This window comes from Psychromonas sp. KJ10-2, assembly GCF_047323255.1.
Taxonomy (GTDB): Bacteria; Pseudomonadota; Gammaproteobacteria; order Enterobacterales; family Psychromonadaceae; genus Psychromonas.
In genome coordinates, this window is record NZ_CP178827.1 from 487,745 (window position 1) to 512,470 (window position 24,726).

At 36.8% G+C, this 24,726-nt stretch carries 21 protein-coding genes and 4 pseudogenes; 19 read left to right on the forward strand and 6 right to left on the reverse strand.

Annotated features, from left to right (window positions below; all coding sequences use genetic code 11):
• Nucleotides 1-3: 3 nt before the first annotated feature.
• Both ACLKL2_RS02375 and ACLKL2_RS02380 read right to left on the reverse strand, forming a co-directional pair.
• Entirely contained in the window at nt 4-771 is a 768-nt protein-coding gene (locus ACLKL2_RS02375) for a flagellar basal body L-ring protein FlgH (protein WP_258546867.1), read from the reverse strand.
• Nucleotides 772-1,301: 530 nt separating this feature from the next.
• Nucleotides 1,302-1,460 carry a DUF2986 domain-containing protein gene (locus ACLKL2_RS02380; protein WP_113818836.1) on the reverse strand — a complete coding sequence of 53 codons (159 nt, stop codon included), beginning with the start codon at nt 1,458-1,460 and terminating at the stop codon, nt 1,302-1,304.
• A gap of 360 nt (nt 1,461-1,820) precedes the next feature.
• On the opposite strand from ACLKL2_RS02380, the pseudogene ACLKL2_RS02385 reads away from it, so the two are divergent.
• The 7 genes and pseudogenes from ACLKL2_RS02385 to ACLKL2_RS02415 all read left to right on the forward strand — a co-directional run bounded on the left by ACLKL2_RS02385 (nt 1,821) and on the right by ACLKL2_RS02415 (nt 9,156).
• Nucleotides 1,821-3,645, forward strand: a pseudogene (locus ACLKL2_RS02385) (ATP-dependent DNA helicase).
• Nucleotides 3,646-3,771: 126 nt separating this feature from the next.
• On the forward strand, nt 3,772-4,488 hold the full coding sequence (gene tsaB, locus ACLKL2_RS02390) for a tRNA (adenosine(37)-N6)-threonylcarbamoyltransferase complex dimerization subunit type 1 TsaB (RefSeq protein ID WP_413693236.1): 717 nt from the start codon (nt 3,772-3,774) through the stop codon (nt 4,486-4,488).
• A 53-nt stretch (nt 4,489-4,541) separates the two neighbouring features.
• Nucleotides 4,542-4,841: a hypothetical protein gene (locus tag ACLKL2_RS02395; protein ID WP_413693237.1), complete on the forward strand. Its 300-nt coding sequence runs from the start codon at nt 4,542-4,544 to the stop codon at nt 4,839-4,841.
• 122 nt (nt 4,842-4,963) lie between these two features.
• The gene (locus tag ACLKL2_RS02400) at nt 4,964-5,767 is read left to right on the forward strand and encodes a hypothetical protein (RefSeq protein ID WP_413693239.1); all 804 of its coding nucleotides are present in this window, start codon (nt 4,964-4,966) and stop codon (nt 5,765-5,767) included.
• 246 nt (nt 5,768-6,013) lie between these two features.
• Nucleotides 6,014-7,022: pseudogene (gene pyrD, locus ACLKL2_RS02405) on the forward strand (quinone-dependent dihydroorotate dehydrogenase).
• A 27-nt stretch (nt 7,023-7,049) separates the two neighbouring features.
• Entirely contained in the window at nt 7,050-7,604 is a 555-nt protein-coding gene (locus ACLKL2_RS02410) for a cell division protein ZapC domain-containing protein (protein ID WP_113818841.1), read from the forward strand.
• A gap of 169 nt (nt 7,605-7,773) precedes the next feature.
• Nucleotides 7,774-9,156, forward strand: a pseudogene (locus ACLKL2_RS02415) (sodium-dependent transporter).
• Between the two features lie 71 nt (nt 9,157-9,227).
• Here ACLKL2_RS02415 and ACLKL2_RS02420 read toward each other — a convergent pair.
• Nucleotides 9,228-9,509, reverse strand: a complete 282-nt coding sequence (locus ACLKL2_RS02420; protein WP_113818843.1) for a peptidylprolyl isomerase — start codon at nt 9,507-9,509, stop codon at nt 9,228-9,230.
• Nucleotides 9,510-9,674: 165 nt separating this feature from the next.
• Here ACLKL2_RS02420 and htpX point away from each other — a divergent pair, with 165 nt between their 5' ends.
• The 9 genes from htpX to ACLKL2_RS02465 all read left to right on the forward strand — a co-directional run bounded on the left by htpX (nt 9,675) and on the right by ACLKL2_RS02465 (nt 19,308).
• Entirely contained in the window at nt 9,675-10,550 is an 876-nt protein-coding gene (htpX, locus tag ACLKL2_RS02425; protein ID WP_113818844.1) for a protease HtpX, read from the forward strand.
• A 215-nt stretch (nt 10,551-10,765) separates the two neighbouring features.
• On the forward strand, nt 10,766-11,734 hold the full coding sequence (locus tag ACLKL2_RS02430) for an ABC transporter substrate-binding protein (RefSeq protein ID WP_413693240.1): 969 nt from the start codon (nt 10,766-10,768) through the stop codon (nt 11,732-11,734).
• Nucleotides 11,727-12,755 (forward strand): PAS domain-containing protein, encoded by a 1,029-nt coding sequence (locus ACLKL2_RS02435; protein ID WP_413693241.1) that lies wholly within the window; start codon nt 11,727-11,729, stop codon nt 12,753-12,755. The genes ACLKL2_RS02430 and ACLKL2_RS02435 overlap by 8 nt, the downstream gene beginning before the upstream one ends.
• Nucleotides 12,752-13,441 carry a diguanylate cyclase domain-containing protein gene (locus tag ACLKL2_RS02440; protein ID WP_413693242.1) on the forward strand — a complete coding sequence of 230 codons (690 nt, stop codon included), beginning with the start codon at nt 12,752-12,754 and terminating at the stop codon, nt 13,439-13,441. The genes ACLKL2_RS02435 and ACLKL2_RS02440 overlap by 4 nt, the downstream gene beginning before the upstream one ends.
• 225 nt (nt 13,442-13,666) lie before the next feature.
• On the forward strand, nt 13,667-14,077 hold the full coding sequence (locus ACLKL2_RS02445; protein WP_413693243.1) for a POTRA domain-containing protein: 411 nt from the start codon (nt 13,667-13,669) through the stop codon (nt 14,075-14,077).
• Between the two features lie 320 nt (nt 14,078-14,397).
• Nucleotides 14,398-15,384, forward strand: a complete 987-nt coding sequence (locus ACLKL2_RS02450) for an autotransporter assembly complex protein TamA (RefSeq protein ID WP_413693244.1) — start codon at nt 14,398-14,400, stop codon at nt 15,382-15,384.
• Nucleotides 15,385-15,503: 119 nt separating this feature from the next.
• Complete coding sequence (locus tag ACLKL2_RS02455; protein ID WP_413693245.1) at nt 15,504-16,319, forward strand: hypothetical protein; 816 nt, start codon at nt 15,504-15,506, stop codon at nt 16,317-16,319.
• A gap of 116 nt (nt 16,320-16,435) precedes the next feature.
• The gene (locus ACLKL2_RS02460; RefSeq protein WP_413693246.1) at nt 16,436-18,217 is read left to right on the forward strand and encodes a translocation/assembly module TamB domain-containing protein; all 1,782 of its coding nucleotides are present in this window, start codon (nt 16,436-16,438) and stop codon (nt 18,215-18,217) included.
• Nucleotides 18,217-19,308, forward strand: a complete 1,092-nt coding sequence (locus tag ACLKL2_RS02465) for a translocation/assembly module TamB domain-containing protein (RefSeq protein WP_413693247.1) — start codon at nt 18,217-18,219, stop codon at nt 19,306-19,308. Before ACLKL2_RS02460 ends, ACLKL2_RS02465 begins: the two co-directional genes overlap by 1 nt.
• A 426-nt stretch (nt 19,309-19,734) precedes the next feature.
• Here ACLKL2_RS02465 and ACLKL2_RS02470 read toward each other — a convergent pair whose 3' ends face one another.
• Nucleotides 19,735-19,920: a hypothetical protein gene (locus tag ACLKL2_RS02470; protein WP_413693248.1), complete on the reverse strand. Its 186-nt coding sequence runs from the start codon at nt 19,918-19,920 to the stop codon at nt 19,735-19,737.
• Nucleotides 19,921-20,329: 409 nt separating this feature from the next.
• On the opposite strand from ACLKL2_RS02470, the gene ACLKL2_RS02475 reads away from it, so the two are divergent.
• Nucleotides 20,330-20,740, forward strand: coding sequence for a LexA family protein (locus ACLKL2_RS02475; protein ID WP_113818891.1), 411 nt, complete (start codon nt 20,330-20,332; stop codon nt 20,738-20,740).
• Entirely contained in the window at nt 20,740-21,999 is a 1,260-nt protein-coding gene (locus ACLKL2_RS02480) for a Y-family DNA polymerase (protein ID WP_113818892.1), read from the forward strand. Before ACLKL2_RS02475 ends, ACLKL2_RS02480 begins: the two co-directional genes overlap by 1 nt.
• Nucleotides 22,000-22,001: 2 nt before the next feature.
• Here ACLKL2_RS02480 and ACLKL2_RS02485 read toward each other — a convergent pair whose 3' ends face one another.
• Nucleotides 22,002-22,367 (reverse strand): ribosome recycling factor family protein, encoded by a 366-nt coding sequence (locus ACLKL2_RS02485; protein WP_220149670.1) that lies wholly within the window; start codon nt 22,365-22,367, stop codon nt 22,002-22,004.
• 219 nt (nt 22,368-22,586) lie between these two features.
• On the opposite strand from ACLKL2_RS02485, the gene ACLKL2_RS02490 reads away from it, so the two are divergent.
• Nucleotides 22,587-23,450, forward strand: coding sequence for an alpha/beta hydrolase family protein (locus ACLKL2_RS02490; protein ID WP_413693249.1), 864 nt, complete (start codon nt 22,587-22,589; stop codon nt 23,448-23,450).
• A 760-nt stretch (nt 23,451-24,210) separates the two neighbouring features.
• On the opposite strand, the pseudogene ACLKL2_RS02495 reads toward ACLKL2_RS02490, so the two are convergent.
• Nucleotides 24,211-24,611 (reverse strand): annotated as a pseudogene (locus ACLKL2_RS02495) (nitrous oxide-stimulated promoter family protein).
• Nucleotides 24,612-24,726 lie beyond the last annotated feature (115 nt).

Consider the following 24,726-nt stretch of genomic DNA (forward strand, 5'->3'; position numbering starts at 1 on the left):
TCCTTAAATTGGCCATAAGCTGCCGCTGAATAAAGAAGATAACCAGCCACGTGTCTGCATTTCTGCATGCTCACCGGTTGCACTAAATTCAATGCGACTGTCTGCCACTTGATAGGAATCAACAGAGTTATCTTCAGTGACATCTCTTGGTCTTATAATCCCCGTGAGGCGGATATATTCTTTACCGTTATTAATTAACAACCATTTTTCACCACGTACCAATAAATTGCCATTATTTAATACTTCAATGACAGACACCGTCATTTTAGCGCTTAAGCTATGGCTTTGGCTGCTACCGGACTCACCGCCAAATGTTTGGTCTTGGCTAACACCTAACTCAACTTCTTTATCATTAACGGTTAGGTTACCGCCTGGAATTTTAATTGGATCAAGATTATAGGTATTATCATTAGACAGGTTAGTACTCGCTGATTTAGTGGCCACAGACTCTTCTTCTAAAACAACATTGATAATATCCCCCACTTGAAACTTTGGTGCGTAACTATATAAATCAGTAGAGGTACTATCGTTAAATAAAGAGCCCGTTATTTGCACTGGAACAGCAGCTTTACTTGGCTCTACTGGTGCATAGTATGGGTCGTTAGCAACGGGTGTATCATCACTGTCCCTCTGTGTAATTTGACGACCAGTTTCTTCAGGGATTATTTCGGTCGTCTCTGAACTCTCATCAACAGTTACCTCTTGTTGACCAAAATTGGCACAACCAGACAAAATAGCAACAGATAGGATAGCAGTCATTGTTTTCATCATTAATCATCCATACGTTATTGCATGCGAAGGATAATGCGGTGCATCATCGCTTTTTTGTATGCGTAAAATGGCAAAACGGCAGAATGTATTTATATCAATCATTGAAGTGACTTAAATTTGTCGTTTTACTTGTTACTAGATATAAAGCAAGTTGTAAGCCAAGTTTTAATTAATGCCAATTTCACTAAGTAACTGTTCTATTTTACTTGTTAAAATAACTTGTTTCTTCGTGGTGATTTTCGCAAATAGAACAACTATTAAAGAATTAACATCTTTTGGTTAATTCTCCGATAGCCTATTAACGCAGTTAATCGTCCAAAGGCTTAAATGACGCCTTGTACTAAGTCATTTTTCCTGCGCAAAAGTGAGATCACTTATTTAATGCAATTGGTATAACGTGCTAAACCAGAAAAATGAGAGATAATTAGAGTGGGTTTATAAATAAGTGGTGAGGTAGGGTTGCTAATAAGAGAGTAAACATTATGGCGTTAGTTGCTGATATTTACTCTCTTATCATTAAATAGGGATTGTTATTCGACGTTATCATTCACTTCAGTTGCTTGCTGCGCTTCAAGTTTTGCGCGCTCTGCTTTGGAAATATACTTCTCTTTACTGGCAGGGGCATTCTTGGCATTAATCTTTTTCATGCGTTTCTTTAAAATACTGTTAATTTTCTTTTTACGGTTCATCGGAGTTCCTCTTAGCAATACTGTTTATTGTAAAGAGTAAAGGAATGAATATACAGTGCTAATATCCGAATGTGTTCGTTATCAGCTAACTTACTGATAAATTAGTGTATATAAGCCATGATCTAGTCAATTGTGCTGGCCATCTGTTTAATTAATTTTGCATTAAATAACCTTGAGACGATATTAACTAACTGCTAAATGACGTAGAATCCGCTTTATTAATGAATGTTGAAAAACGTTTTCATCATTTTAGCCCGTTAGCTTATAAGAGTTTATTGATTTGATTGCTTCGTTTTTTCACCAACAGGTGCATTAGCCAACATCTTGCCGCATTTTAGAGGCCGTGATGCACAAGTTAAAATGGCGCAATCAATTGATACGGCCATTAAGAAAAAGCAATCAGTGGTCGTGGAAGCTGAAACAGGCACAGGTAAAACCTTTGCTTATTTGGCACCGGCATTACTTAACTTAGATAAAAGCTTGTCGCAAAAGTTGATCATCTCTACTGGTAGTAAAGCACTGCAAGAGCAACTCTATTTAAAAGATTTACCCACTTTAATAAAAGCAACAAAATTTACAGGGCATTGCACTTTGTTAAAAGGGCGCAGTAACTATTTATGTACCGAACGTTTAAATCGCTACATGTTAGAAACTCGCTTTAAACAACCTAATCTACATAGTGAATTGGTGGCAATTAAAGAGTGGTCCGTTAGCACTGTGACCGGCGATATTGCAGAAGTAGATAACTTACCTGAAGACGCAATGATCATTCCCTCAATTACCAGCAGTAATGACAATTGTTTAGGCCGCGAGTGCCCAAGTTTTGAAGACTGTTTTGTGGTTAAAGCCAGAACAACCGCCATGGATGCTGATGTGATTGTGATTAATCATCATCTGTTTTTTGCTGACCTTGCGGTGAAAGAAACAGGCTTTGGTAAATTAATTCCCGATGCAGATACTTACATCTTTGACGAAGCCCATCAATTACCTGATATTGCGAGTCAATATTTTGGCGAAATGCTCTCTAGTAAACAACTCACTGAATTAGCAAAAGAGATAGACTTTGTTTATCGCACCGAATTAAAAGAAGCAAAGCAGATGGCTAAAGCTGCTGAACAGTTGAGAGCTGCCTCTTTAGATTTTCGATTAGCTTTTGCCATGGAAAAAGGCTCGGGAAGTTGGCGAGACAAAAGTAAAGACCGTGCGATGCAGATGCATGTGACTCGTTTGCGCCAAGTGTTAACTTTTTTAAAACAAGTGGTCACAGAGCGTTTAGGAAAAAGTGAAGTATTAGATCATTGTTTTGAGAAAATTAATCAATACATACTGCTCTTTGAAAAACTCAACAATACCAATGAAAGCGGGTTTAGTTATTGGTATGAATGTACAAAACAACACTTTTCATTAAATATTACTCCTTTAAGTGTGGCGCAACGCTTTCAATCTGAGTGTCAGAAAAAGCAAGCCAGTTGGATTTTTACTTCTGCAACTTTATCCGTAAAAGGGAGTTTTCTCATTTTACTGAATTGTTAGGTTTAACTGAAGCACAGTGTTTACAACTAGGTAGCCCTTTTAACTATCAACAACAAAGCTTATTTGTTGTACCTCGATTACTGCCTGAGCCTGGCACACCTGGTTTAGCGAATAAATTAGCTGAAACCTTATCGCCAGTGATCAGAGCCAGTAAAGGGCGTTGCTTTTTCCTTTGTACTAGTCACTCTATGATGAATCAATTAGCAAGCGCTTTTAGAGAATCTTTAACTTTGCCAGTGCTATTACAAGGTGAAAAAGCAAACAAGCTTTATTGGATGAGTTTATTAGCCACGGTAATGCATTATTAGTGGCAACGGGAAGTTTCTGGGAAGGTGTTGATGTACGTGGACAAACCTTATCCTGTGTGATTATTGATAAAATTCCCTTTGCCTCTCCTGAAGAGCCATTACTTAAAGCGCGTATGGAAGATGCTGAGCTAAAAGGTAAAGATCCCTTCTTTGATGTGCAATTACCGCAGGCGGTGATCACTTTAAAACAGGGCGTTGGTCGCTTAATTCGTGCAGAACAAGATAAAGGGGTGTTAGTTGTTTGTGATACTAGATTAGTCAGCCGTAAATATGGCAATCTGTTTCTGAATAGTTTACCTTGCATGCCGCGAACCCGAGATCTCGACAAAGCGATCGATTTTTAAGATTAATCGAATAATATACTCAGCCATTTTAAGCTAGTTATTAATCATAAGGTCATTGCTTACCATGTTACGCAATGATTTCTATCTGTAACAATATTGTTTTCATATTTATAAAATAGGCGATTTATGTCATCCTCATTAAATATACTGTGTATCGATTCATCAACAGAAGCATGTTCTGTTGCATTAGCCACAAACGATACAACGACTCATCACTTTATGTTAGCGCCTAGAGAACATACTCAGAAAATACTTCCTACAGTGAATGACGTAGTAAAACAAGCTAACTTAACCTTAGCGGACATCGATGTTATCGCCTATGGTCAAGGCCCAGGCAGTTTCACAGGTGTTAGAATCGGGATTAGTATTGCACAAGGGTTAGCTTACGGACTTGAGAAAAAGATGGTAGGTGTGTCTACTTTACAAGCAATGGCACAACAGGCGTTAGTCAATAACCCAAATTGCCAGAGTGTATATGCTGCGATAGATGCTCGCATGGGTGAAGTTTATTTTGCACAATACATTAATCAACATGATGTGATGACATTACAAGAAAAAGAAGTGGTAATAAAACCTGAGGCTTTAATTGAGCAGTATCAAACTCAAGGTTTAAGCATTGAAAGCAAAAGCACTTTAGTCGGAACTGGTTGGGCTGCTTACCCAGAGTTATTAGCTTATTTTGAAGTATGTCAGCAAACTGAGATACTCTATCCAGATGCGCAATTTATGCTAACCGCAGCAGCTCAATTAATTGCAGACAACCAAGCCGTTAATCCTGAGTCTGCTACACCTGTGTACTTACGAGATACAGTGACATGGAAAAAGCTTCCAGGTAGAGAATAATTGTCTATAATATAAATTGAATCCGGTTTAGTGAATTTAAACGAGCGTAATAGATGGCTATATACAATAACCTTGCAACCAACAATATACCTATTAATACGGGAAATGTGTCGCAAGTTAAGAAAAGTGCTAAGCCATCACCAACCGCTGACATTACTCCGGTAAGTGCCAAGGAAAATACACAGTTTTCTCTAGTACTTTCAGAACAACAAGCACAATCTATCAACGATACGCTAGGTTATGACCAACCCAGCTCAAAGGATCGTGATGCCCTTGATGCTTATCGCCAAGTCGCCACTCAAGAGAAACGCGATGAGCTCATTGATAGCATGAGTTTTCATTTCGTAGTCTAGTTTTATATTAGTTACCTTTTAACTAATTGATTAATTAAATGATTAAATATTTACACTTACTGAACTTTCCTAATATAAGCAGCTCTAATACCTACTTATTCGTTAAATTAGGCTTATATTTTGTGCGTATCTTTCTGTTAATCTTTTCACTTACCGCGCCACTGTTTATTTTTGTACCCATGCAACTATTGGCGCAACAGTATTCTATTATTTTATCTGATACTCAAATTGACAAACTGGCTACGCTTATTTGGAAAAATGAAGGCGCAGGTAAAAAAGAGTATCTAACAGTTTGGAATAAAAACGAGGCTTTCCCTTCATTAGGTATAGGGCATTTCATCTGGTACCCCAATCAGGAAAAAGGTCCCTATGTTGAGCAGTTTCCTGAGTTATTAAAGTATCTAGTTGATAATAATGTATCTGTACCAGAGTGGTTATTGACGGCTAAAAATGCGCCTTGGCATAACAGAGAGGATTTTTATAACCATTTTGATGATACACAATTAGCTGAATTAAGAGAGTTATTAGCTTCAACGGTGTCATTACAGGCGGCTTTTATTATCAAACGCTTAGAAAAGGGTATTCCAGATATATTGAACGCGAGCTCTGATCAAGAAAAACAGATTATTAATAAACGCGTTACGGAAATGAGTGAAACACCAGAAGGGACTTTTGCGTTATTAGATTACATTAACTTTAAAGGTGAGGGGATTGCACAAAAGGAACGCTATCAAGGTAAAGGCTGGGGCTTAAAACAAGTGTTATTGAATATGCCCGATCAAAACACTGATTTATTGTTAAACTTTGCTATTTCAGCCGATCAAATGCTCACTCGACGTGTTGAGAATGCGCCACGAGATGAAAGTGCTTGGTTAAAAGGTTGGCGAGCGCGTGTTTACCAATATCCAGCGTTAACCATTAACTAATTATCACTCATATCCGTTTACAAACAAGCCTATTTTTATAGGCTTGTTTTGTATTAGCCCTCTTTTTTTCCTGAATTCAATATGACAATTGATTTGTGTGATTAGCATTAACACAGGAATATCACAAAGTTGTATGCTAAGCACTGGGCAATTTGTTATTATCGTCACGTAGATTGATAATTTCATCTATATAGTCAAGAAGATAAGTATTCATCATCAGTTACCTACTACCTATAAGGCCTTACTATGTTATATCGAATTATGCGCAGTTTTTTATTTAGAATGAACCCAGAAAAAGCGCACGATCTTTCAATCAAGCAGCTTAAATTAACTCACGGTACGGTATTAGATCTTTTCTACCGCCAACGAGTTCAACAACGACCTGTGACAGTAATGGGACTTAACTTTCCAAACTCAGTGGGTTTAGCCGCTGGTTTAGATAAAAACGCAGAATGTATCGATGCTTTTGGTGCCATGGGCTTTGGTCACGTTGAAGTGGGTACAGTGACACCAGTAGGTCAACCTGGTAACCCTTCACCACGTTTATTCCGTGTGTTAGAAGGTGAAGGTATTATTAACCGAATGGGCTTTAATAATGACGGTGTTGATAATTTAATTGAAAACGTAAAAAACAGTGAATTCAAAGGCGTTATTGGTATTAATATTGGTAAAAATATTCATACACCCGTTGAACAAGGTAAAGAAGACTACCTGATTTGTATGGAAAAGGTTTACCCTCATGCGGGTTACATTGCTGTGAATATTTCATCACCCAACACACCCGGATTAAGAAGCTTACAATATGGTGAAGCCTTAGATGATTTACTTATGTCATTAAAAGAGCGTCAACAAGCACTGGCTAAAAAACATGATAAATATGTTCCAATCGCACTAAAAGTAGCCCCAGATTTAAGTGATGAAGAGATTGAATCCATTGCACAATCTTTACTAAAATATAAAATAGATGGTTTAATCGCAACCAATACAACTTTAGATAGAGAGATGATCAAAGGCATGTCTCATGCTGCCGAAGCAGGTGGGTTAAGTGGTCGTCCTGTACAACATAAAAGTACGGTTGTGATCGCTAAGTTTGCAGCGCAGCTTAAGGGAGAAATTCCAATTATTGGTGTTGGCGGTATTGATAGTGTGATGGCAGCAAAAGAAAATTGAAGCAGGCGCAAGCTTGGTGCAAGTCTACTCTGGTTTCATCTACCAAGGTCCAGGCTTAATCAAAAATATCGTTAATCATATTTAATAAGTTAATATAAATGAGGTAAACAAAATGGATTTTATTCCAAAGGCAGAGTGGCAATGGGTATTTGATCAAGAGCAGGGTAAATTGTCCGTTGTTGATCGTGACCGCACTTTTCCAATTGTTTACCAATCGAATATGCTGAGATTACAACAAAGCCAAGTTATCTCTTTTACGGTTGAAGATGTAACACGCTATATTGAGCTATTCGAAAGTGATTCTTTAAGTCATTTTGAAGAATCACTTCGTTGTAAAATTATTTTACATTTAATTGCAATAGATGTGTTTCATAAGCCTATTATGCCTAAAAGCTGGTTGTTTCAAACATCTGAGCAGGCCATAACTCATTACAATAATGGTGAGTTAGCAATGTTAACCACAACAGGCGAAATGGAATCGGCAAAATATATGGTATTAGAACAACAGGATAATTTCTGTTTGTGTATGTTATTTGATCAAGTGCATCACTTCTCTAATGGTAAAGAGTTTAAACAGTTTCAAATTATTAAAGTGACTGTCGATAAGTTAACACCTTGTCTATCTTCTCAGCCACAGGAGTGGGTTTCATTTCAAAACGCAGGTTAACTTGTACATCATTAATAGCCTATTAAAAGTAGGCTATTCCTCTTTATTGACCGCAATACCTAGTTTTTTATATTTTTCTTTTTATTGCCTTAAGTTAACTAACCTTTGCTTGTAATTATTATGCGATATGATTATAAAGACCACCTTTTTAATTATATATGGTTTTTAGATGAGCATAGACACACAGGTATCTAATCGATGGTCAAGTCGATACGCGTACATTCTCGCCGCAACCGGTGCCGCGGTTGGATTAGGTAATATATGGAAGTTTCCCTACATAATGGGTGAAAACGGTGGCGGTGCCTTTGTACTTGTTTACCTGTTGTGTATTTTATTCATTGGCATTCCTGTGATGATGGCTGAAGTTGTGATTGGTAAACGTGGTCGGTCTACTCCAGCTAATGCTGCTGCGCATTGTGCAATAGAATCTAATGCAAGTTCACATTGGTCGATAATTGGCGCAATGGGTGTTTTAGCTGGATTTTTGGTACTGAGTTTTTATGTGGTGATCGCGGGCTGGGCTGCAGCTTACGTGTATTTTGCTGCTACGGGTGAATTTAGTTATGCAGCAATTGATGCCAGTACTCACACACAAGCCATCCAAGAGTTATTCATTGGTTTAATTACTGATAGTCAACAATTATTGTTTTGGACAAGTTTTATTGTGTTGGCAGTTGTCTTAGTGATCATAAAAGGTGTTAAAGCAGGCTTAGAAAAAGCGGTCAACTTTTTAATGCCTGCATTACTTTTATTATTGCTAGGTATCATGATTTACTCTGCGGTAGTAGGGGATTTTGATAGTGCTTTCTCATTTATGTTTGATGTCGACTTTTCTAAGCTATCCATTGAGGGCGTACTCGTTGCATTAGGGCATGCCTTTTTCACTCTAAGTCTTGCCTCTGGCATTATGATGGTATTTGGCGCTTATTTACCAGAGGGGTTTCCATCGCTAAAACCTCTGTAATGATTGCTATTGCTGACACTTTAGTGGCTTTGATTGCTGGGTTAGCCATTTATCCAATCGTTTTTGCAAGTGGTTTAGAGCCAACAGCAGGCCCAGGTTTATTATTCCAATCTTTATCTGTCGCTTTTGGGAATATGCCCTTTGGTGATCTGTTTGGTACGTTGTTTTTTATCATGATCGTTTTTGCTGCCTTTACTTCTGCTATTGCGATGCTTGAACCAACTGCAGCTTATCTTGCAGAGCGTCATGGTTTAACAAGAGTTAAAGCGGGAATAGTTGCAGGGGGCTATCTGGTTTATGTCTTTATTAACCATTTACTCTTTTGCTGGAGCAGATTGGACAAAAATATCCTTTGGTATGGGCAGTAACCTTTTCGAATTTTTAGATTATATTACTGCTAATGTGTTGTTGCCCTTAGGTGGATTATTTATCTCTTTGTTTGTAGGTTGGAAGATCAACAAAGAACTTGTGAAGCAAGAGCTAAACTTAAGTGCCTTGCAATTTACAATCGTTATTACCTTGTTACGCTGGGTTGCACCTGTGGCAATCTTATGTGTTTTTGCAAACTCTATCGGTTTATTAGATTGACAGTTTAATTACACGTACAAAAAAACCGCCAATGGCGGTTTTCTATATTATTTGTTCGATAATGATAGTGATTAATCGTTACGCTTAGTTACTTCTAATAAATGGTAACCAAATTGTGTTTTAACTGGGCCTTGAACTTCGCCAACTGGTGCACTGAACACAACTTTATCAAAAGCTGGTACCATCATACCTGGACCGAATTCACCTAAATCACCACCTTGCGCACCTGATGGGCATGAAGAGTGTTGTTTTGCTGCTGAGCCAAAATCAGTGCCAGCTTCAATCTCATTTTTTAATGCAATGCATTGTTCTTCTGAGCTTACTAAAATATGACGTGCTTGAGCTAAAGCCATGGTTGTTCCTTAAGTATTAAAAAAGTGGGAATGGATTGTAACGGCAGAATTTCCTAGGTGCAAATTAGACTGATGAATCTGCGCATTTTTGATAAATATTTACTTGCATCTTTTGATTAAAGCCATATTATGTCAATAAATCGTTATTTTTAAGTTGAGGTCAACATGAAACGTATTGCATTATTCCTATTAACTAACCTAGCCGTGGTATTGGTGTTAGGTATTGTCTTAAGTATTGTCTTTTCGGTGACTGGATTAAACTCTAGAAGCATGGGTGGATTGTTAGTATTAGCGACCGTATTCGGTTTTGGTGGTTCTTTCATTTCATTAGCGATGTCAAAATGGATGGCGAAAAAGAGCACAGGAGCAGTGGTGATCACTAATCCAAGAAATGCTACAGAACGTTGGTTATTAGACACAGTTGAAAAGCAAGCGGCAAAAGCAGGGATTGCAATGCCAGAAGTGGCTATTTACCAAGCGCCAGATATGAATGCGTTTGCTACTGGTATGAAGAAAAATAGTGCATTAGTTGCAGTGAGTACTGGTTTACTTGAGCAAATGACACAGGATGAAGCAGAAGCGGTATTAGCACATGAAGTTAGTCATGTTGCTAATGGTGACATGGTGACCTTGGCCTTAATCCAAGGTGTGGTTAATACCTTTGTTATCTTCTTAGCGCGAGTGATTGGTGGTTTCATCGATAATGCCATGCGTAGCAACGATGATGAAAACTCTGGCCATGGATTTTCTTATTTTATCATAGTGTTTATTTTAGAGATGGTATTCGGTATTTTAGCTAGCACCATTGTGATGTACTACTCACGTAAACGTGAATTCAGTGCAGACTCTGGCTCTGCAGCTTTAGTGGGTAAAGAGAAGATGATAGCTGCGCTAAGACGTTTACAACACAACGCAGAGCCAAAATTAGAAGGCAGTTTGATGGCTTTCGGTATCTCAGGCGAGAAGAAAAGCAGTCTATTTATGTCTCATCCACCACTAGAAGACCGCATCAAAGCATTACAAAACAGTCAAATGATGTAGCCTTTTTTGTAACAAACTCACAATAATGTATAAAAATAGCGTGTATTAAACTACACGCTATTTTTTTATGTAATGATGAATACAATTGTGAACGATAAACATTTTATATTTCGCCTTAACCCCAGTCATTATCCAAGGTAAATTTAGATCACATACTCAATGGAATTGGTATAAACTCAATTTCTTCTATTAAACTGCTTATAAATAATGATGTTATGAACTTTATTCCCTATAAATTAACAACTTTGCTATTCTTATTATTTACCTTACTAAGTTGTACTCCTTATCAAAAGCCTTTAACCGTAGGTGCAGCACCTTGGCCAAATTTTGAATTTGCATTTTTAGCCGATGAGCTAGGGTTTTTAAATGAATATCAATACTCTTTATTAGAATTAACCTCTTCGACTAGTGTCATCCAAGCGTTCCAAACTGGAAAATTAGATCTCGCATTTCTCTCTTTAGATGAAGTATTAACCTTAGTCGCATTAGGCATTGATTTAAAAGTAATCTCTGTTATCGACAGATCTAAAGGCGGGGACGCATTGATGGCTAAACCTAATATTAAATCATTACAAGATTTAAAATGGCATGCAATCGGTTATGAAAACAAAGCAGCAGGGGCATTATTATTGGATGAAGTATTTACACTTACCGACCTCAACAATCAAACTGTTCAACTATTCGAAGTTAAACAGAATGAAGTAAAAGATGCCTATTTACACAGTAATATTGATGCATTGATGGTACGTGAACCGGTTAAGCAACAGTTAATTAGTTTAGGTGCTCATGAGTTAATTAACTCAAACCAACTCACATTGCCAATTATCAACGTATTAGTGGCTCGAGGCGATTTATATCAAGAGAAAGAGTTACAGATTGCCGAATTTGTTCGACAATTTTATAACGCTCATCTTTTCTATCAAAAAAACACAGAAGAAGCTTTAACCTCTATGTCAGTTCGACTTCAGTTGTACCCTTATATACTTGAAAATGCGTTGGCGAACACACAATTTATTGATGCAAAACAAGCTTTATTTCGTTTATCTGGCTCACCTTCAAATATTGAAATCCAAGCGAGGAAGTTAAGTGAAGTGATGATTGAAAAACGTATGCTTGGTAATATACAAACTGATTTTTCTAGTCTTATCTCAACACGTATATTAGAGCGAGCTATTTATGAATAAATTACGTTCTCTTTCCCTGATTATCCTATTACCCGCATTATTAATTGTTATCTTTATTGTACTTCAGGGTAGTGTGTTGTTTATGGAATATCGCCAACAACAAGCAAACCTCTACATCAAATCTGAGCAGGATTTAAAAGGTTTAGCAGGACAATTACAAACCTCGTTATCTAACTCATTAATGCGTTTAGAAAAATCTCAAGCTCAGGAGTTTGTTTCAACGGCAGCATTAAATGAAAATGTAAAAACCGTTGCCGTCGTTGATAACAACCAACAGGTTGTATTAAGTAACCAGTTTCGAGAGAAATATATGTTTGCTAAATTACAATTAGAAGGTTACCAAGGTGATCTATTAGACCGTGTTATCAATAAAAATGAAATCATCGTACAGTTATCTAAACAGAAAGAAGAGTTAGTGGCCTATGCCCCATTACAGATGATCTCAAAGGGTAATAGTTTAAATCGTAAGTTTAATGGTGTTATTTTTATTCGTTACTCCTTAAAAAGTGCTTTTAGTGCACTAGCTTACGAAAGTGTATTTAGATTGGTTAAATTTACGCTAGTGTTACTAGCGACACTTTGTCTGTTTGTTTACCTAATTAACATTTTAGTTGTTGTCCCGCTTAAACGCTTTATCACATCCATTGATAATATCGATATTAACAACCCTAGTTATATTGATATGTCAGGCTTTGGCGAAGTAGGATTGTTACAAAAATCATTTATGCGTTTGATTGCAGAGATCTCAAGTAATACGCATCGTTTAGAAATACGAGAGCAACGCTGGGCTAATGCACTTAATGGTGCGAGAGACGGTGTTTGGGATTGGGATGTTGACTCTGGTGAGGTGTATTTTTCTAAACGTTGGAAAGAGATGCTCGGTTTCCACAAAGAAAATATTTCTAATGATGTGATTGAATGGGAAAATCGTGTTCACCCAGATGATTTGTATTCAGTGTTTGAGGATTTAGCCGCGCACTTTGCTGGTTCACCTCTTTCTTCGAAAATGTTCACCGTATGAAATGTTATAATGGCGAATACCGTTGGATCTTAAGTCGAGGACAGACTGTATCCTGGGATACAGAAGGTAACCCTAAACGAGTTATTGGTACTCATACGGATCTATCGCTATATCGTGAAATGTTAAAAGAGGTCAAAGTCGATAGTGAACTTTCTGAAAATGTCACAGACCTCCCAGACCGTGAACAGTTTTTATTGCATATAGAAGTAGAGAATCAACGCTTATATGATCAAAAAATGCAAGGCGCCCTGATTGCTTTTAACTGTGACCGTTTTAAACATATTAGTGAATTACCAGAAACCAACAAAATAAATGAACTACTTTACTTAGTAGCACGTAGATTAGAGCAGCATCATAGCAATGCGAACTTTGTCGCGCATATAAAAGGTTTTGAGTTTGTCATTTCCATTGATGATATTGGCTCAGATTATGAAGCCGCATCAACTGCAGCTTTACAAATGACAAAAGACCTTGAATCTGCATTGCAGGTGCCATTCAAAGTGTTTGATGAACAATTCATGTTAAATTGTGCCTTTGGATTGACACTGTTTCCTGCAATAGGTGTGCAAGCGAGTACATTGTTACATCAATCTGTAAGGGCTTTAAAAATGGCTGAACAAGCACAAGATACTAATATTCAATTTTATGACGACACCTTATCTACACTTTTACAGGAAAATCAGTAATAAACAGATTGTCATTAAATTGTTGTTTCTGTCAAACTGCAATAATAGATATGCTCGAAGGGTAAAACTTTATGGGATGTATTGAGTCATATCATGGTTAATGACAACATTCAGTTATATAGCGTAATTTTGATTACCAGAGAGTTTGTGATTCCAAGAGTGTGATGCTGGTATTATTTCATTGCTATATGTTAGCAATTAAATCGACAAAAAATTAGAGAGTTAATGAAAATACTATACAGATTATGTGTTTATTGCATATTAATATCTTCCTCATTGAGTGCAAACGCAGCAGTTGATTATGAGATTAAAGGAAGTACAGACCAGCAAGCCACGGACAATATTAAAGTCTACCTAAGTGCTATTTCTGCCCCAACAAGCATTGATAATATTAGTTACCTAAATGAAGTTGAGGAAACCGCAAAAGAAAGTTTAACCGCCACGGGTTATTACCAACCTGAGATCACCACCAGTATTAATGAACAGGCTGATAAACAAACGGTTATCTTAAATGTCAATTTAGGTCAGCGTATTACCATTACAGAAGTTGACTTAAGAATCACTGGCGAAGCATTACAAGATGCAAATTTTCAACAATATATGCTGGATTTCCCAATTAAAGAGGGGGATATTTAAACCACAGTGAATATGCTGCAGCCAAAAGTCGTTTTACTAGTTTAGCGCAACGATACGGTTACTTTGACGCTGAATTTAGTAAATCCTCAGTAGAAGTTACGCAAAAAAATAACACTGCTATCGTACATTTATGGTTTGATAGCGGCATACGTTATCAATTTGGTGAGTTATTTTTTGACATAGATACCCCCGCAGAAAAATATATACGCTCCCTAATTAACTTCAATGTTGGAGACCCCTTTGATACTAATATTCTTAACAGCTACAACCAAGAGTTAAATCAAACGGGTTACTTTAAAAGTATTTCCATTCTACCAAATATGGAAAAGAAGCAAGGTAGAAGTATCCCACTTCATGTTATTACTTATATGAATCCTGAAGACTCATTTACTGCTGGCTTGGGTTTCAGTACCGATGAAGGTGTGAGAGGGACATTCGGCTGGACACGACCTTGGATCAATCAATATGGCCACTCTATTGAAGCAAGCTTAACAGCGTCAGATCCAAAACAAGAAGCCTCCATTGTTTATAAAATACCCATAGATGATCCGCTTTATAACTATTACTCGATTCAAAATGGTTACAAAATGCTTGACCAGAATGATACTGACACAAAGCAGTATGTGGTCAGCTTTAATCGACATTGGCGTTTAGATAATGACTGGTTACGTACTATATATTTACGTTACGATAATGAGTCAGGTACACAGGGGCAACAAGACTTTTCAACCGCCTTAATATTACCTGGTATCAGTTTTAGTAAAACCAGAAGTCGTGGTGGAATCAATGTTGATTGGGGTGATAAAAAGCAGGTGTTTTTCGAGTTTGCTGAAGATAGCCTATTGTCTACCGATGATGTAGTAAAAGTGTATGGTCAAACTAAATTCATTCGAACCTATTCTGGTCATCAGTTTGTCGCATCCGCTGAGGTAGGGGCGATTTTTTCTGAGTCAATTTATGATGTACCTTCTTCTATGCGTTTTTTCACTGGTGGTGATCAAAGTATCCGTGGTTATGGTTATGAAGATATTGCGCCAGAAGATTCAGATGGTTATTTAATTGGTGGTTCTTATTTAGCCACGGCCAGTTTAGAGTATCGTTTCCCGATCGCAGAGAGTTGGAAATTTGCGGTCTTTTCTGATGTCGGTACGGCTACCGATGATTTCTCAGAAGCGCTTTCAAAAAGTGTCGGTGGAGGTGTTGTCTGGGCGTCTCCAGTTGGCCCAATTCGTTTATATGTTGCAGCACCGTTAACCGATACTGACGATTCCTTCAAAATTCACTTTATGATTGGTCCTGAATTATGAGCATTCTTCCTGCCTCTTTTAAAATTCTCAAATATCTGTTTTTTATCACTTTTGTGTTGGTCATTTTAATTATTTGGCTGTTAAATACACATTCTGGCAATAGTCTAGTGATTAATATAGTGGAAAAATTTGAATCACGATTACAAATCAATCTTACTGAAGGTAGTTTATTGTACTCTCCAACCTATGAATTAATTCGTTGGCAAGATGATGATACGCTGATTGAATTAAAGGATGTAAGTTATCGCTTCGATTGGCAATGTATCGTTGAAGAGTTTTGTATCGATTCTCTAAAAGTAGGCAGTGCGACGGTTAATATACCAGAATCCACTGACCCCGCAGTTGAAGAAGAAACATCAGAGCCAGTGGAAGTGGAGTTTCCCATTCCTGTACACATTCGAGGCTTAGATATTAACAACACCCTAGTTAATGTTGCAGGGCTCAAGATAGAATTATCTCAATTACTATTAGCTGTTGATGGCAAAAATAGTGATGTGACTCTTAGTACCAGTATTGACGGTTTAACGGTTACTTTGGCTGATACCGAAGAAGAGTCGCCGACGGCTAATAGCAGTATTAATAAACCATTGGTTATTCCTGATAGCATCCCTGCTATTTTAAAAGAGGGAGATCTACCCGAAGTTGTTTTACCCGTTAATTTATTGGTTAAGAAACTAGATGTTAATCGATTTACTCTGATTCAAAACCAACAAAATGTAGCAAAAATTAACAGCTTGCAAAGTCAATTTGATTATATTGGTTCTGCAATTTCAATACACAAGTTTGCATTAGATGTACCAGAAGCCAATCTAGATCTTAAGGGTAATATTGATATCAGTAAGCGTTATCCAATGGACTTACAAGCCTCCATTGAGGTGAAAGAGGTAGCGCAGCTGGATCCGAGTACTTTATTAAAGGGCCAAAAATTGATTTAACCGCAAAGGGTGATTTAGGTGATTTATCATCACATATTAGTTTAACCCAGTTAATTAGCGCCACTATTGATAATCAAATTGATCTATATAGCCCTAATTTACCACATCAATTGCAAGTGCAATGGTCACAATTATCTTGGCCATTAACTGGTGACCCACAAATAATTACTAATCAAGGACATATAACCAGTGAAGGCACTTTAAGCGACTATCAAATTGATATTGCAGCAGACTATGCATTACCAGACTTCCCCAAAGGTGAACTTTCCTTAAAGGGGCAAGGTGATCTAAGCGGCTTAACATTATCTCAATTATTAGTTGAAACCTTACAAGGTGAAGTGCTGTTAGCCGGACAACTTAATTGGAAAGAGCAACTGACTTGGCTAGGTGACCTTAATGTTAAGCATCTTGATTTTGAAGCGTTAAGTGCCGAGTACCCAGCAACGTTAAATGGTCATATACAACAATCTGTCACAGTGTCCCTTGAAGACCCTAATCAGTGGGCATTTGACCTTCCAAAAATTGACTTAGCGGGTGAGTTTTTAGCGCGTCCGTTAACCATAGACGGGACTGCAAATGGCTCTGCAGCTAAGGGCATAAATGTTAATAACTTGAATATTATTAATGGTGATAATCGCGTTTCAGCAAATGGTAAAGTAGCAGAAATTAATGACTTAGCTCTGACTATAGATATCCAAGATTTAAGTAAAATAGTGGTTGAAACCGCAGGTAAAATCCAAGGGCAAGTTAACCTAGCAGGCAGTTTGGATAAGATTAAGGTTAACACAGATCTCACGGCTGAAAACACGGGTTACCTAAAAGATAGTGTAGGAAAACTGATTATCAAGGGTGATGCAACACTTACTGAACTGCCTTATGCTAATCTAACAGTTAGTGCGAAGGATATCCTGGCTAGCGGTCAAAAAGTCCAATCCCTTAATGTATCTGTCACCCCTGATTCCATTACCAAGAAAGAAGTGACACATGATATTAAGCTTGATTTAAATAGTAGCATGGCAAATAGTGATTTAACCTTGGCCTTTACTCAACAGGTTAATGATTGGCAAGCGCAATTACAACAAGCCTTGATAGACAGTGAGCAGGGTAAGTTAACCTTGGAATCACCTTTCACGGTGACAATGGATGGGCAGACCGTTAATGTTAGTGAACACTGTTGGGTTGCTAGTGATCAAAGTAATGCAAACAACGGTCAACTCTGTGTTAGTAAATTAAGTGCAGGTGAAGATGGTGATATTGATATCAGTATTAACCAATTTTTAATGAGCAGTCTTACGCCATTTATGCCAGATACATTAACGATAGATGGAGCGTTGGATGCGGATGTGGATATTTCTTGGGTAAATAACCGGAAACCTAACATCAATATCTATCTTGATGGAGACCAAGTTGCACTGAACATTAAGGATACAAATTCACAGCAACAATCCATTAATTACCCAGTAGAGCAATTACATATTGAAGTAAAAGCGGATCAACAAAATGCTGACTTTTCTGTACAAGCTATTTCAGATGGTTTGATCAATGTGAACCTCTCTGGCCGGGTAAGTCCTTATGATAGCTCTCCTAGCATTAATGCAAAATTGAACCTTCAAGTACCTAATTTTGATGCTTTTACTGTGCTTGTTCCTCAAGTGGAAGCGTTATCAGGACATTTAGAATCAGACATTGATATCAGCGGTACATTGGATAAGCCTATTTTAAAAGGCCAAGTATTAATCGCAGAAACAGTAATGAAAGCGCCAACATCACCGGTACAAGTCTCGGACTTAAATGCGCAAATTAACATTGATAATAATAAGGCTGATATCGCTGGTTTTTTCTTTACCAATAATCAAAAAACACCAGAGAAAAATCCAGTAGTTTTGTCGATACTTTAGTGGCGATAAAGGATTCCGCGATTAAAAATACTATCAGTATTCCGCAACGTATTGCCAACATTAAGAAAGATGATAAAAAAGAGCAATCAAACGGCCGTGTTGATATATCTGGTTTATTAAATTGGGCTGATGACTTTAAAGCTGATGTACATTTAGAAGCCGATCAAATGTTGATCCAAGATTATTCACAAATAGAGCTCTATGTTAGCCCAAATATTGATCTTATTTATGACCAAAGTATCAGTGTTGATGGCGAAATCAATATTGATAAAGGTAAGATAACCGTAAAAGCGTTACCAGAAGGTGCTGTAAGTACCTCTAGTGATGTGATTGTCGTGGATGCAGAAGAAACCACTGACAGTGCTGATTTGCCAATGAAACTAAACGTAAAAGTTTCCATGGGTGACCGTTTACGTATTCAAGCACTTGGGTTAGATTCTCTGATCAAAGGTAATTTGTTAGTGCGAAAAGAGCTTACCAAAGAACTAACTGTGAATGGTGAATTAACCTTTTCAGAAGGGAGTTACCGCGCCTTCTCACAGGAGCTAGTATTACAAAATAGCCGTGTTGTTTTTCAAGGTTTAGCAGATTCACCTTATTTAAATATCGAAGCTATTCGCGATCCTTCAGATATTGAAGATAACGTGACTGCAGGTGTACGTGTAACTGGCACACCTGATGAAATTGAATTAACGATTTTCTCAGATCCATCGATGTCGCAACAAAACGCACTATCGTATATTACTCGAGGCTACTCTATTGAAAGTGCTTCAGGTGACGATAGTACCAGTCAGCTAGCAGCGATATTAATTGACTTAGGCGCAGGGCAGACTGACGGCGTTATGAATAATATTGGTGAAAGTGTTGGTATTAAAGATCTGTCACTAGATTCTAGTGGCCAAGGTAGCGAACAATCGGTGGGATTAAAAGGTACTATCGCACCAGGTGTTGAAGTCAGTTATGGCGTAGGGGTGTTCGACTCCTTTACTATTTTTGCCATTCGTTATGAGTTATTCAAACAATTCTACATTGAAGCTTCAAGCGGATTATCTCAAGCAGTTGATGCTTATTATGAATGGGATTGGGATTAAACACATATCAACTTTAGGCTATAAGAGGAGCTTTAAAAGTGATAGCAAAGATCTGTACGTTGCTATCACTTTTATTGCTTATTTTAATAGACTAATAACCAAACAGCCTCGACAGCATAACTTATACCAATTGTATTAAATAACTGATCTAAATTTTACGCCGGAAAAATAGCTTAGTTTGAGGCGTAAGTTGATGTAAATGGTTGTTCCCTATACGAAACTTACAACGAAAAAATAAGTTGTTTTAACAAGTAAAATAGATCAGTTACTTACTATGATTGGTATTAAACCATACTCCAACTTTTTAACCCACATCTATTATTTAATGGTAATTAACACCAAGAACAAACCAACCTAATGTTTTTTCACCTAATTTCGCTTTTGATGCAGCAATAGAGTCATGCTTAATTTGTTGGGCTTTTGCGATCACATCTTCAGCGGTAAGGTTTGGTATCCTGCACGTTGATCTTTACTTAATAACCCAAGCTCAATATAAAAGCTAACTAAATATCCACCTTCATGCGGAATGGTCATTACCGCACCACACTCTTTTGATTGAATAAAGCTTTTAACACGAATATCTGGAAAGTCTGTCACTAATAATAGATACATTACACCTCAGGCTTTATTCGCAGAATCACCCTTTAATTCAATTGATAGGTTACGACGAACAGAGCTTCTGGCACCACCTGTTCCTACAATGTACTTTTCTTTCACTACTTCTGTTTTTGGCGAATCGGAAGCATCATTAAGTTCAAAAGTAGCAGTGATAGGGTGAGCATCTAAATTTTGTGTTAGGTTTTGATCTGCATCTAGTTTAACCAGGCGTCGACTATAATCTGGAGCAAGGTTAGTGACTGATTTTAATCGGTCATTGTTAGCGAATAATTAAGCCTAAATATCATTGTATAACGTGAGTGGAATGCGTGTAATAAAGCACTTTAAAACTTTTCCTCTTGTACTTCTAATAAAGTCCCCTATAATTTAACTGTTTTTTTATACAGTTAAATTATAAGTAGCTATGAAATTTATCCCTATTACAGCAAGTGCCGGTATTACCGGATTCGAAAGTCCTGCAAGTGATTACTTACAGCTCCCATTAAGCCTGGATGCTTTATTAATAGAGCATCCAAGCGCAACTTTTATTGGCAAAGCTGATGGTCATTCTATGCAGGGTGTTGGTATATACAGTGGTGATATCCTGATTGTAGATAGGCACTTGACAGCCAAAAATAATGATGTAATCGTGGCAAATTATAACGGAGAGTTCATCTGTAAACTCATTGATATTGGCGGCCGCCAACTATTATCTGCCAATCCTAGATATAAGGCTATTGCAATAAATGAAGATGATCAGTTCACCATAGAAGGGGTGGTCATTCGCTCCATTCGCTGTCATCGAGCCAGTCAATTGTTAGCGGCAACACTATAATGTTTGCCTTAGTCGATGCCAATTCATTTTATTGTAGTGCAGAACAAGTGTTTCGCCCTGAGTGGCGTGGTAAACCTATTATTGTGCTATCTAATAATGATGGTTGTATCGTTGCGGCCAATAAAGCGGCGGCAGCATTAGGGATTAAAAAGTTTCAACCCTATTTTAAAGCACGTGGCTTGTGTGAACGAACGGGCATTATTGTTTGCTCATCAAACTATGAACTATATGCTGACCTCTCACATAAAATGATGCAAGTAATAGGGCGCTTTGCACCTGAGCAACATATCTATTCCATTGATGAAGCTTTTTTAGATTTTAATGATTGCAGTCAACCAATCCCTCATTTAGCAGATCATGCACAAAAAATTCGCCGAGCTGTTTGGAAAGAAACTCGATTACCCGTTTGCGTTGGTATAGGAAAAACCCTTACCCTAGCAAAAGTTGCCAATCACGTTGCTAAAAAATGGCCTGGATTTAAAGGTGTATGTGTACTTGATGACCCTAGCTTTATACAACAAGTCTTTGATCAATTATCCCCTATTGATGTCTGGGGAATAGGCAGTAAAACCAATAAGAAACTTGCTGAACAAGGTATTAACAACGTACAGAAACTCAGGGAAACTAACTTAAAATATTTACCTAAAAGCTTATTTAATGTTGAACTACAGCGAACAATTAATGAATTAAATGGAATCTCATGCAAGTTATGGGATGGAGTGAGAGCCGATAAATTACAAATTTTTTCAACGCGTAGTGTCGGAGAACGCATTACCAATATTGAACATTTACATCAAGCTCTAGCAAAACATATCGCCATTGCAGCAGCAAAAGCCAGGCAACAGGGGTCCCTATGCGGTACATTATTAGCCTTTGCATCTAGCAGCCCCTTTGACCCGATGCCAGCAAGTTATAAAGTAATTATTCATTTTTGCCACGCAACAAATGATACTTCACAATTGCTTAATGCCCTGAGTGAATGCATGGAGCAGCTATTTAATGCCAGTGTTCGATATTATAAAGTGGGTGTTGGATTGTTAAATTTAAGCAACGCAAAACATCAACAATTTGATCTGTTTAATGCTGATCAACCTAATCCATCATTAATGAATGTATTAGATGGAATTAACCAGCGTTATGGTACTAACAGCGTATTTTTTGCAGCGCAGGGAATACAAGAAAGTTGGGCAATGCGCAGAGAATTATTAACACCTCAATACACTACTCAATGGCCGCACATTCCGAAAATAGGGTGCTGATACTAATCACTAAAATCTTCTGCAAGATCAAAAGCGATTCGAGCCTCGGCCAGCGAACAGCCTGTTTGTGCAATTAATTTATTTAATGTCATCTCAGGATGAGAAGTAATCAACTGCTGAAAATCGACTTTAGGCTTAGGGAGACCTTTTACAATCGCCTGGTTAACCCAAGATAGTTGAAGTTCAGTTAACAAAGGTATTAACGAAGTTAACTGTGATTCACTACCACTTAATAACCAGTTTTGAGAACGACGAATACGTTTTAGAGTACATTGGTGTTGGCTAACTAACGCTAAAACTTGTTGTTTATTATCAACACGACGCACAAAACTATTTAACTGTATTGATAGTATTTTCGAGTGATTCACTAACAAGCAATCTCCAAGTAAAAGACGAATAATACCAGATTTAATGATAAATCATGAACAGGTAAATGAGTGTATCATTACACTGCAAAACATTTATAACGGCTAAATAAGTGATTTAATAACTGTTTTTCTCATTAATAAATTGGCCATTGCTTGATCTGTTAAGAAGCTGAATTGAGAAGTTAATATAAAGCTTATCTATAATATAAGGATAATAAATTGAAACATTATGTGGGCCACCGTCATTTAAAGATAGTAGATAAAGAGAGGAGTATTTCATCTCCATTATTGGTCATGTACCCAAGCTATGAGCCAGCAAAACCAGTGATAATTGGCCCTTATACAGTAGAATCTACGCTTGATGCGAAGATTATTAAGGAAACATTACCAGTAGTGATCATATCGCATGGAACGGGCGGAACCCATTTGGGGTACCTAACAATCGCAGAGTACCTAGCAGAGAATGGTTATATCGTTGCAATGCCAGAACATTATGGAAATAATACTCATAATAATACGTTGGAGGGCGCGTTAGAAAATTTACAAATGAGGCCTAAACATATTAGTTTAGCGTTAAATAGTGTATATGCTGACTCAGTATTTGCAGCGAATGTTACAGATAAAGTCGCTCTTATTGGTCATTCTATGGGAGGTTATACCGTACTAGCTGCTGCAGGCGGTCAACCATGGACAGAGAGTCATGAGAAAATAATAGTACAGCATGATAAACGTATCGATGCCTTAGTGTTATTAGCTCCGGCAACAGAATGGTTTACACCAGAAGGGACATTAAATAATGTCAATTTACCTATTTTAATGTTAACTGCTGAGCATGATTTTCCATTAGAGAACGGCTGGCACAAAAGAACAGCTGATTTAGTCATAAATAGAATCATAGATAAACAAAAAGTCATTTCAAAAGTGGTGAATAATGCAGGGCATTTTTCATTTTTAAGTCCATTTCCAAAATCAATGTCTAGCCCTCATTTTTTGCCTTCTACAGATCAAGTTGGTTTCAATAGAGTCGATTTTCATAAACAGTTAAATAAAGAAATAAAAGCGTTTTTAAATGGAAATATATAATAGAAAATTATAAATTTATTTAATAACAATACCTTGCGCTTTATTAGTTAATAATAAAACACTGGTTATTTATCTCCCCCCAATTCATTGATGAAACAATAACTACAAGTATAACGTTATAAATAGAATGTATTAGCTTTGAGAAAAACAATTAAAATTGATATTTAATCGAGTAAGTAAAGCACTTTACAGGCTCAGAAAGTAATTAGAAATTAAAATAATATCGAGTTTAAAATGTCATTTAAATATCTTTTCTGTGCAGTAAAAAACAGTTAACAGCGTTGATTTTTCTAATACAAAGATAGAATATTTAAAGTCGCCATAATTAGAAGTAGGTCTTTATTTAAGCTAGAGATATGAAATTTAAACACAAGATAAACGTAAAATTGCTCTATTTAACCCAAAAAATATAACTGGTAAATAAGATAAAATGATTGTTTTATAGGCAATAAAAACACTAATATTTTTATATTAAATGTGTAGATAGTTAAATAAAAGGGCATTCAACACCGAAATCAAGGTAAACTGAATGCTTTTATAGCAGTATTCGACAATATATATTTTTTCAAATAGTTTATAAATCAGTGAATTAAGTAGAAGATATATAAATAGGGTGCTTGTGAATGGTTATAAAATTAGGCCTAATAAGAAACACTTACAATATACTTCATAATAAAACTAATTATTTATGTTACTGATAAATATGTGATTAATTTAAATAATTAGTAAGTGAAAGCGATTATTTATAAACAAAAATATTCTAATTCTTAATACGCTTTATTCTTATATGCCTGTTTGATTGTTCTTTAGGAACAGAACTTGGAACTGGATTTCGTTCTGATAATAGATGTCGTATTGCCAATAATGGATGAGAGAAAATCATCCTTGGGCCAGAAAATAACATTACCTTTTTAGCTTGTGAACGTCTTTTCGTTTTATAGCAATGTATAGGACATTTATTACAGGTTGGCTTAATCTCTCCATAAGGACAACGATTCTAATTTTTCATTGGTATAACGAATAAAGTCAGCACACTCTATTACAAACATCGTTTATTTTAATTGAGCTATGGTGATGATGTTTACAATAAATCTTAACCATCATCTCGATAGTTTTAAATTCTAAAGCTAATTTTCCTGATAATAAATGTAAGCCTGACATAGATAAATTCACTGATGTAATTGTTATTAGTAACCTTGATAAGGTTAACATCTATATTGGATAGAGATATAAGTGATCGAGCATTAATTGATTGAGGTTAATTAAAATAGAAATA

Bases quoted from the DNA above. Each gene is read 5' to 3' on its own strand.
- ACLKL2_RS02375 (WP_258546867.1), bottom strand. From the start codon at position 771: ATGATGAAAACAATGACTGCTATCCTATCTGTTGCTATTTTGTCTGGT.
- ACLKL2_RS02380 (WP_113818836.1), bottom strand. From the start codon at position 1,460: ATGAACCGTAAAAAGAAAATTAACAGTATTTTAAAGAAACGCATGAAA.
- tsaB (WP_413693236.1), top strand. From the start codon at position 3,772: ATGTCATCCTCATTAAATATACTGTGTATCGATTCATCAACAGAAGCA.
- ACLKL2_RS02395 (WP_413693237.1), top strand. From the start codon at position 4,542: ATGGCTATATACAATAACCTTGCAACCAACAATATACCTATTAATACG.
- ACLKL2_RS02410 (WP_113818841.1), top strand. From the start codon at position 7,050: ATGGATTTTATTCCAAAGGCAGAGTGGCAATGGGTATTTGATCAAGAG.
- ACLKL2_RS02420 (WP_113818843.1), bottom strand. From the start codon at position 9,509: ATGGCTTTAGCTCAAGCACGTCATATTTTAGTAAGCTCAGAAGAACAA.
- htpX (WP_113818844.1), top strand. From the start codon at position 9,675: ATGAAACGTATTGCATTATTCCTATTAACTAACCTAGCCGTGGTATTG.
- ACLKL2_RS02430 (WP_413693240.1), top strand. From the start codon at position 10,766: ATGAACTTTATTCCCTATAAATTAACAACTTTGCTATTCTTATTATTT.
- ACLKL2_RS02435 (WP_413693241.1), top strand. From the start codon at position 11,727: ATGAATAAATTACGTTCTCTTTCCCTGATTATCCTATTACCCGCATTA.
- ACLKL2_RS02440 (WP_413693242.1), top strand. From the start codon at position 12,752: ATGAAATGTTATAATGGCGAATACCGTTGGATCTTAAGTCGAGGACAG.
- ACLKL2_RS02445 (WP_413693243.1), top strand. From the start codon at position 13,667: ATGAAAATACTATACAGATTATGTGTTTATTGCATATTAATATCTTCC.
- ACLKL2_RS02450 (WP_413693244.1), top strand. From the start codon at position 14,398: ATGGAAAAGAAGCAAGGTAGAAGTATCCCACTTCATGTTATTACTTAT.
- ACLKL2_RS02470 (WP_413693248.1), bottom strand. From the start codon at position 19,920: ATGTATCTATTATTAGTGACAGACTTTCCAGATATTCGTGTTAAAAGC.
- ACLKL2_RS02475 (WP_113818891.1), top strand. From the start codon at position 20,330: ATGAAATTTATCCCTATTACAGCAAGTGCCGGTATTACCGGATTCGAA.
- ACLKL2_RS02480 (WP_113818892.1), top strand. From the start codon at position 20,740: ATGTTTGCCTTAGTCGATGCCAATTCATTTTATTGTAGTGCAGAACAA.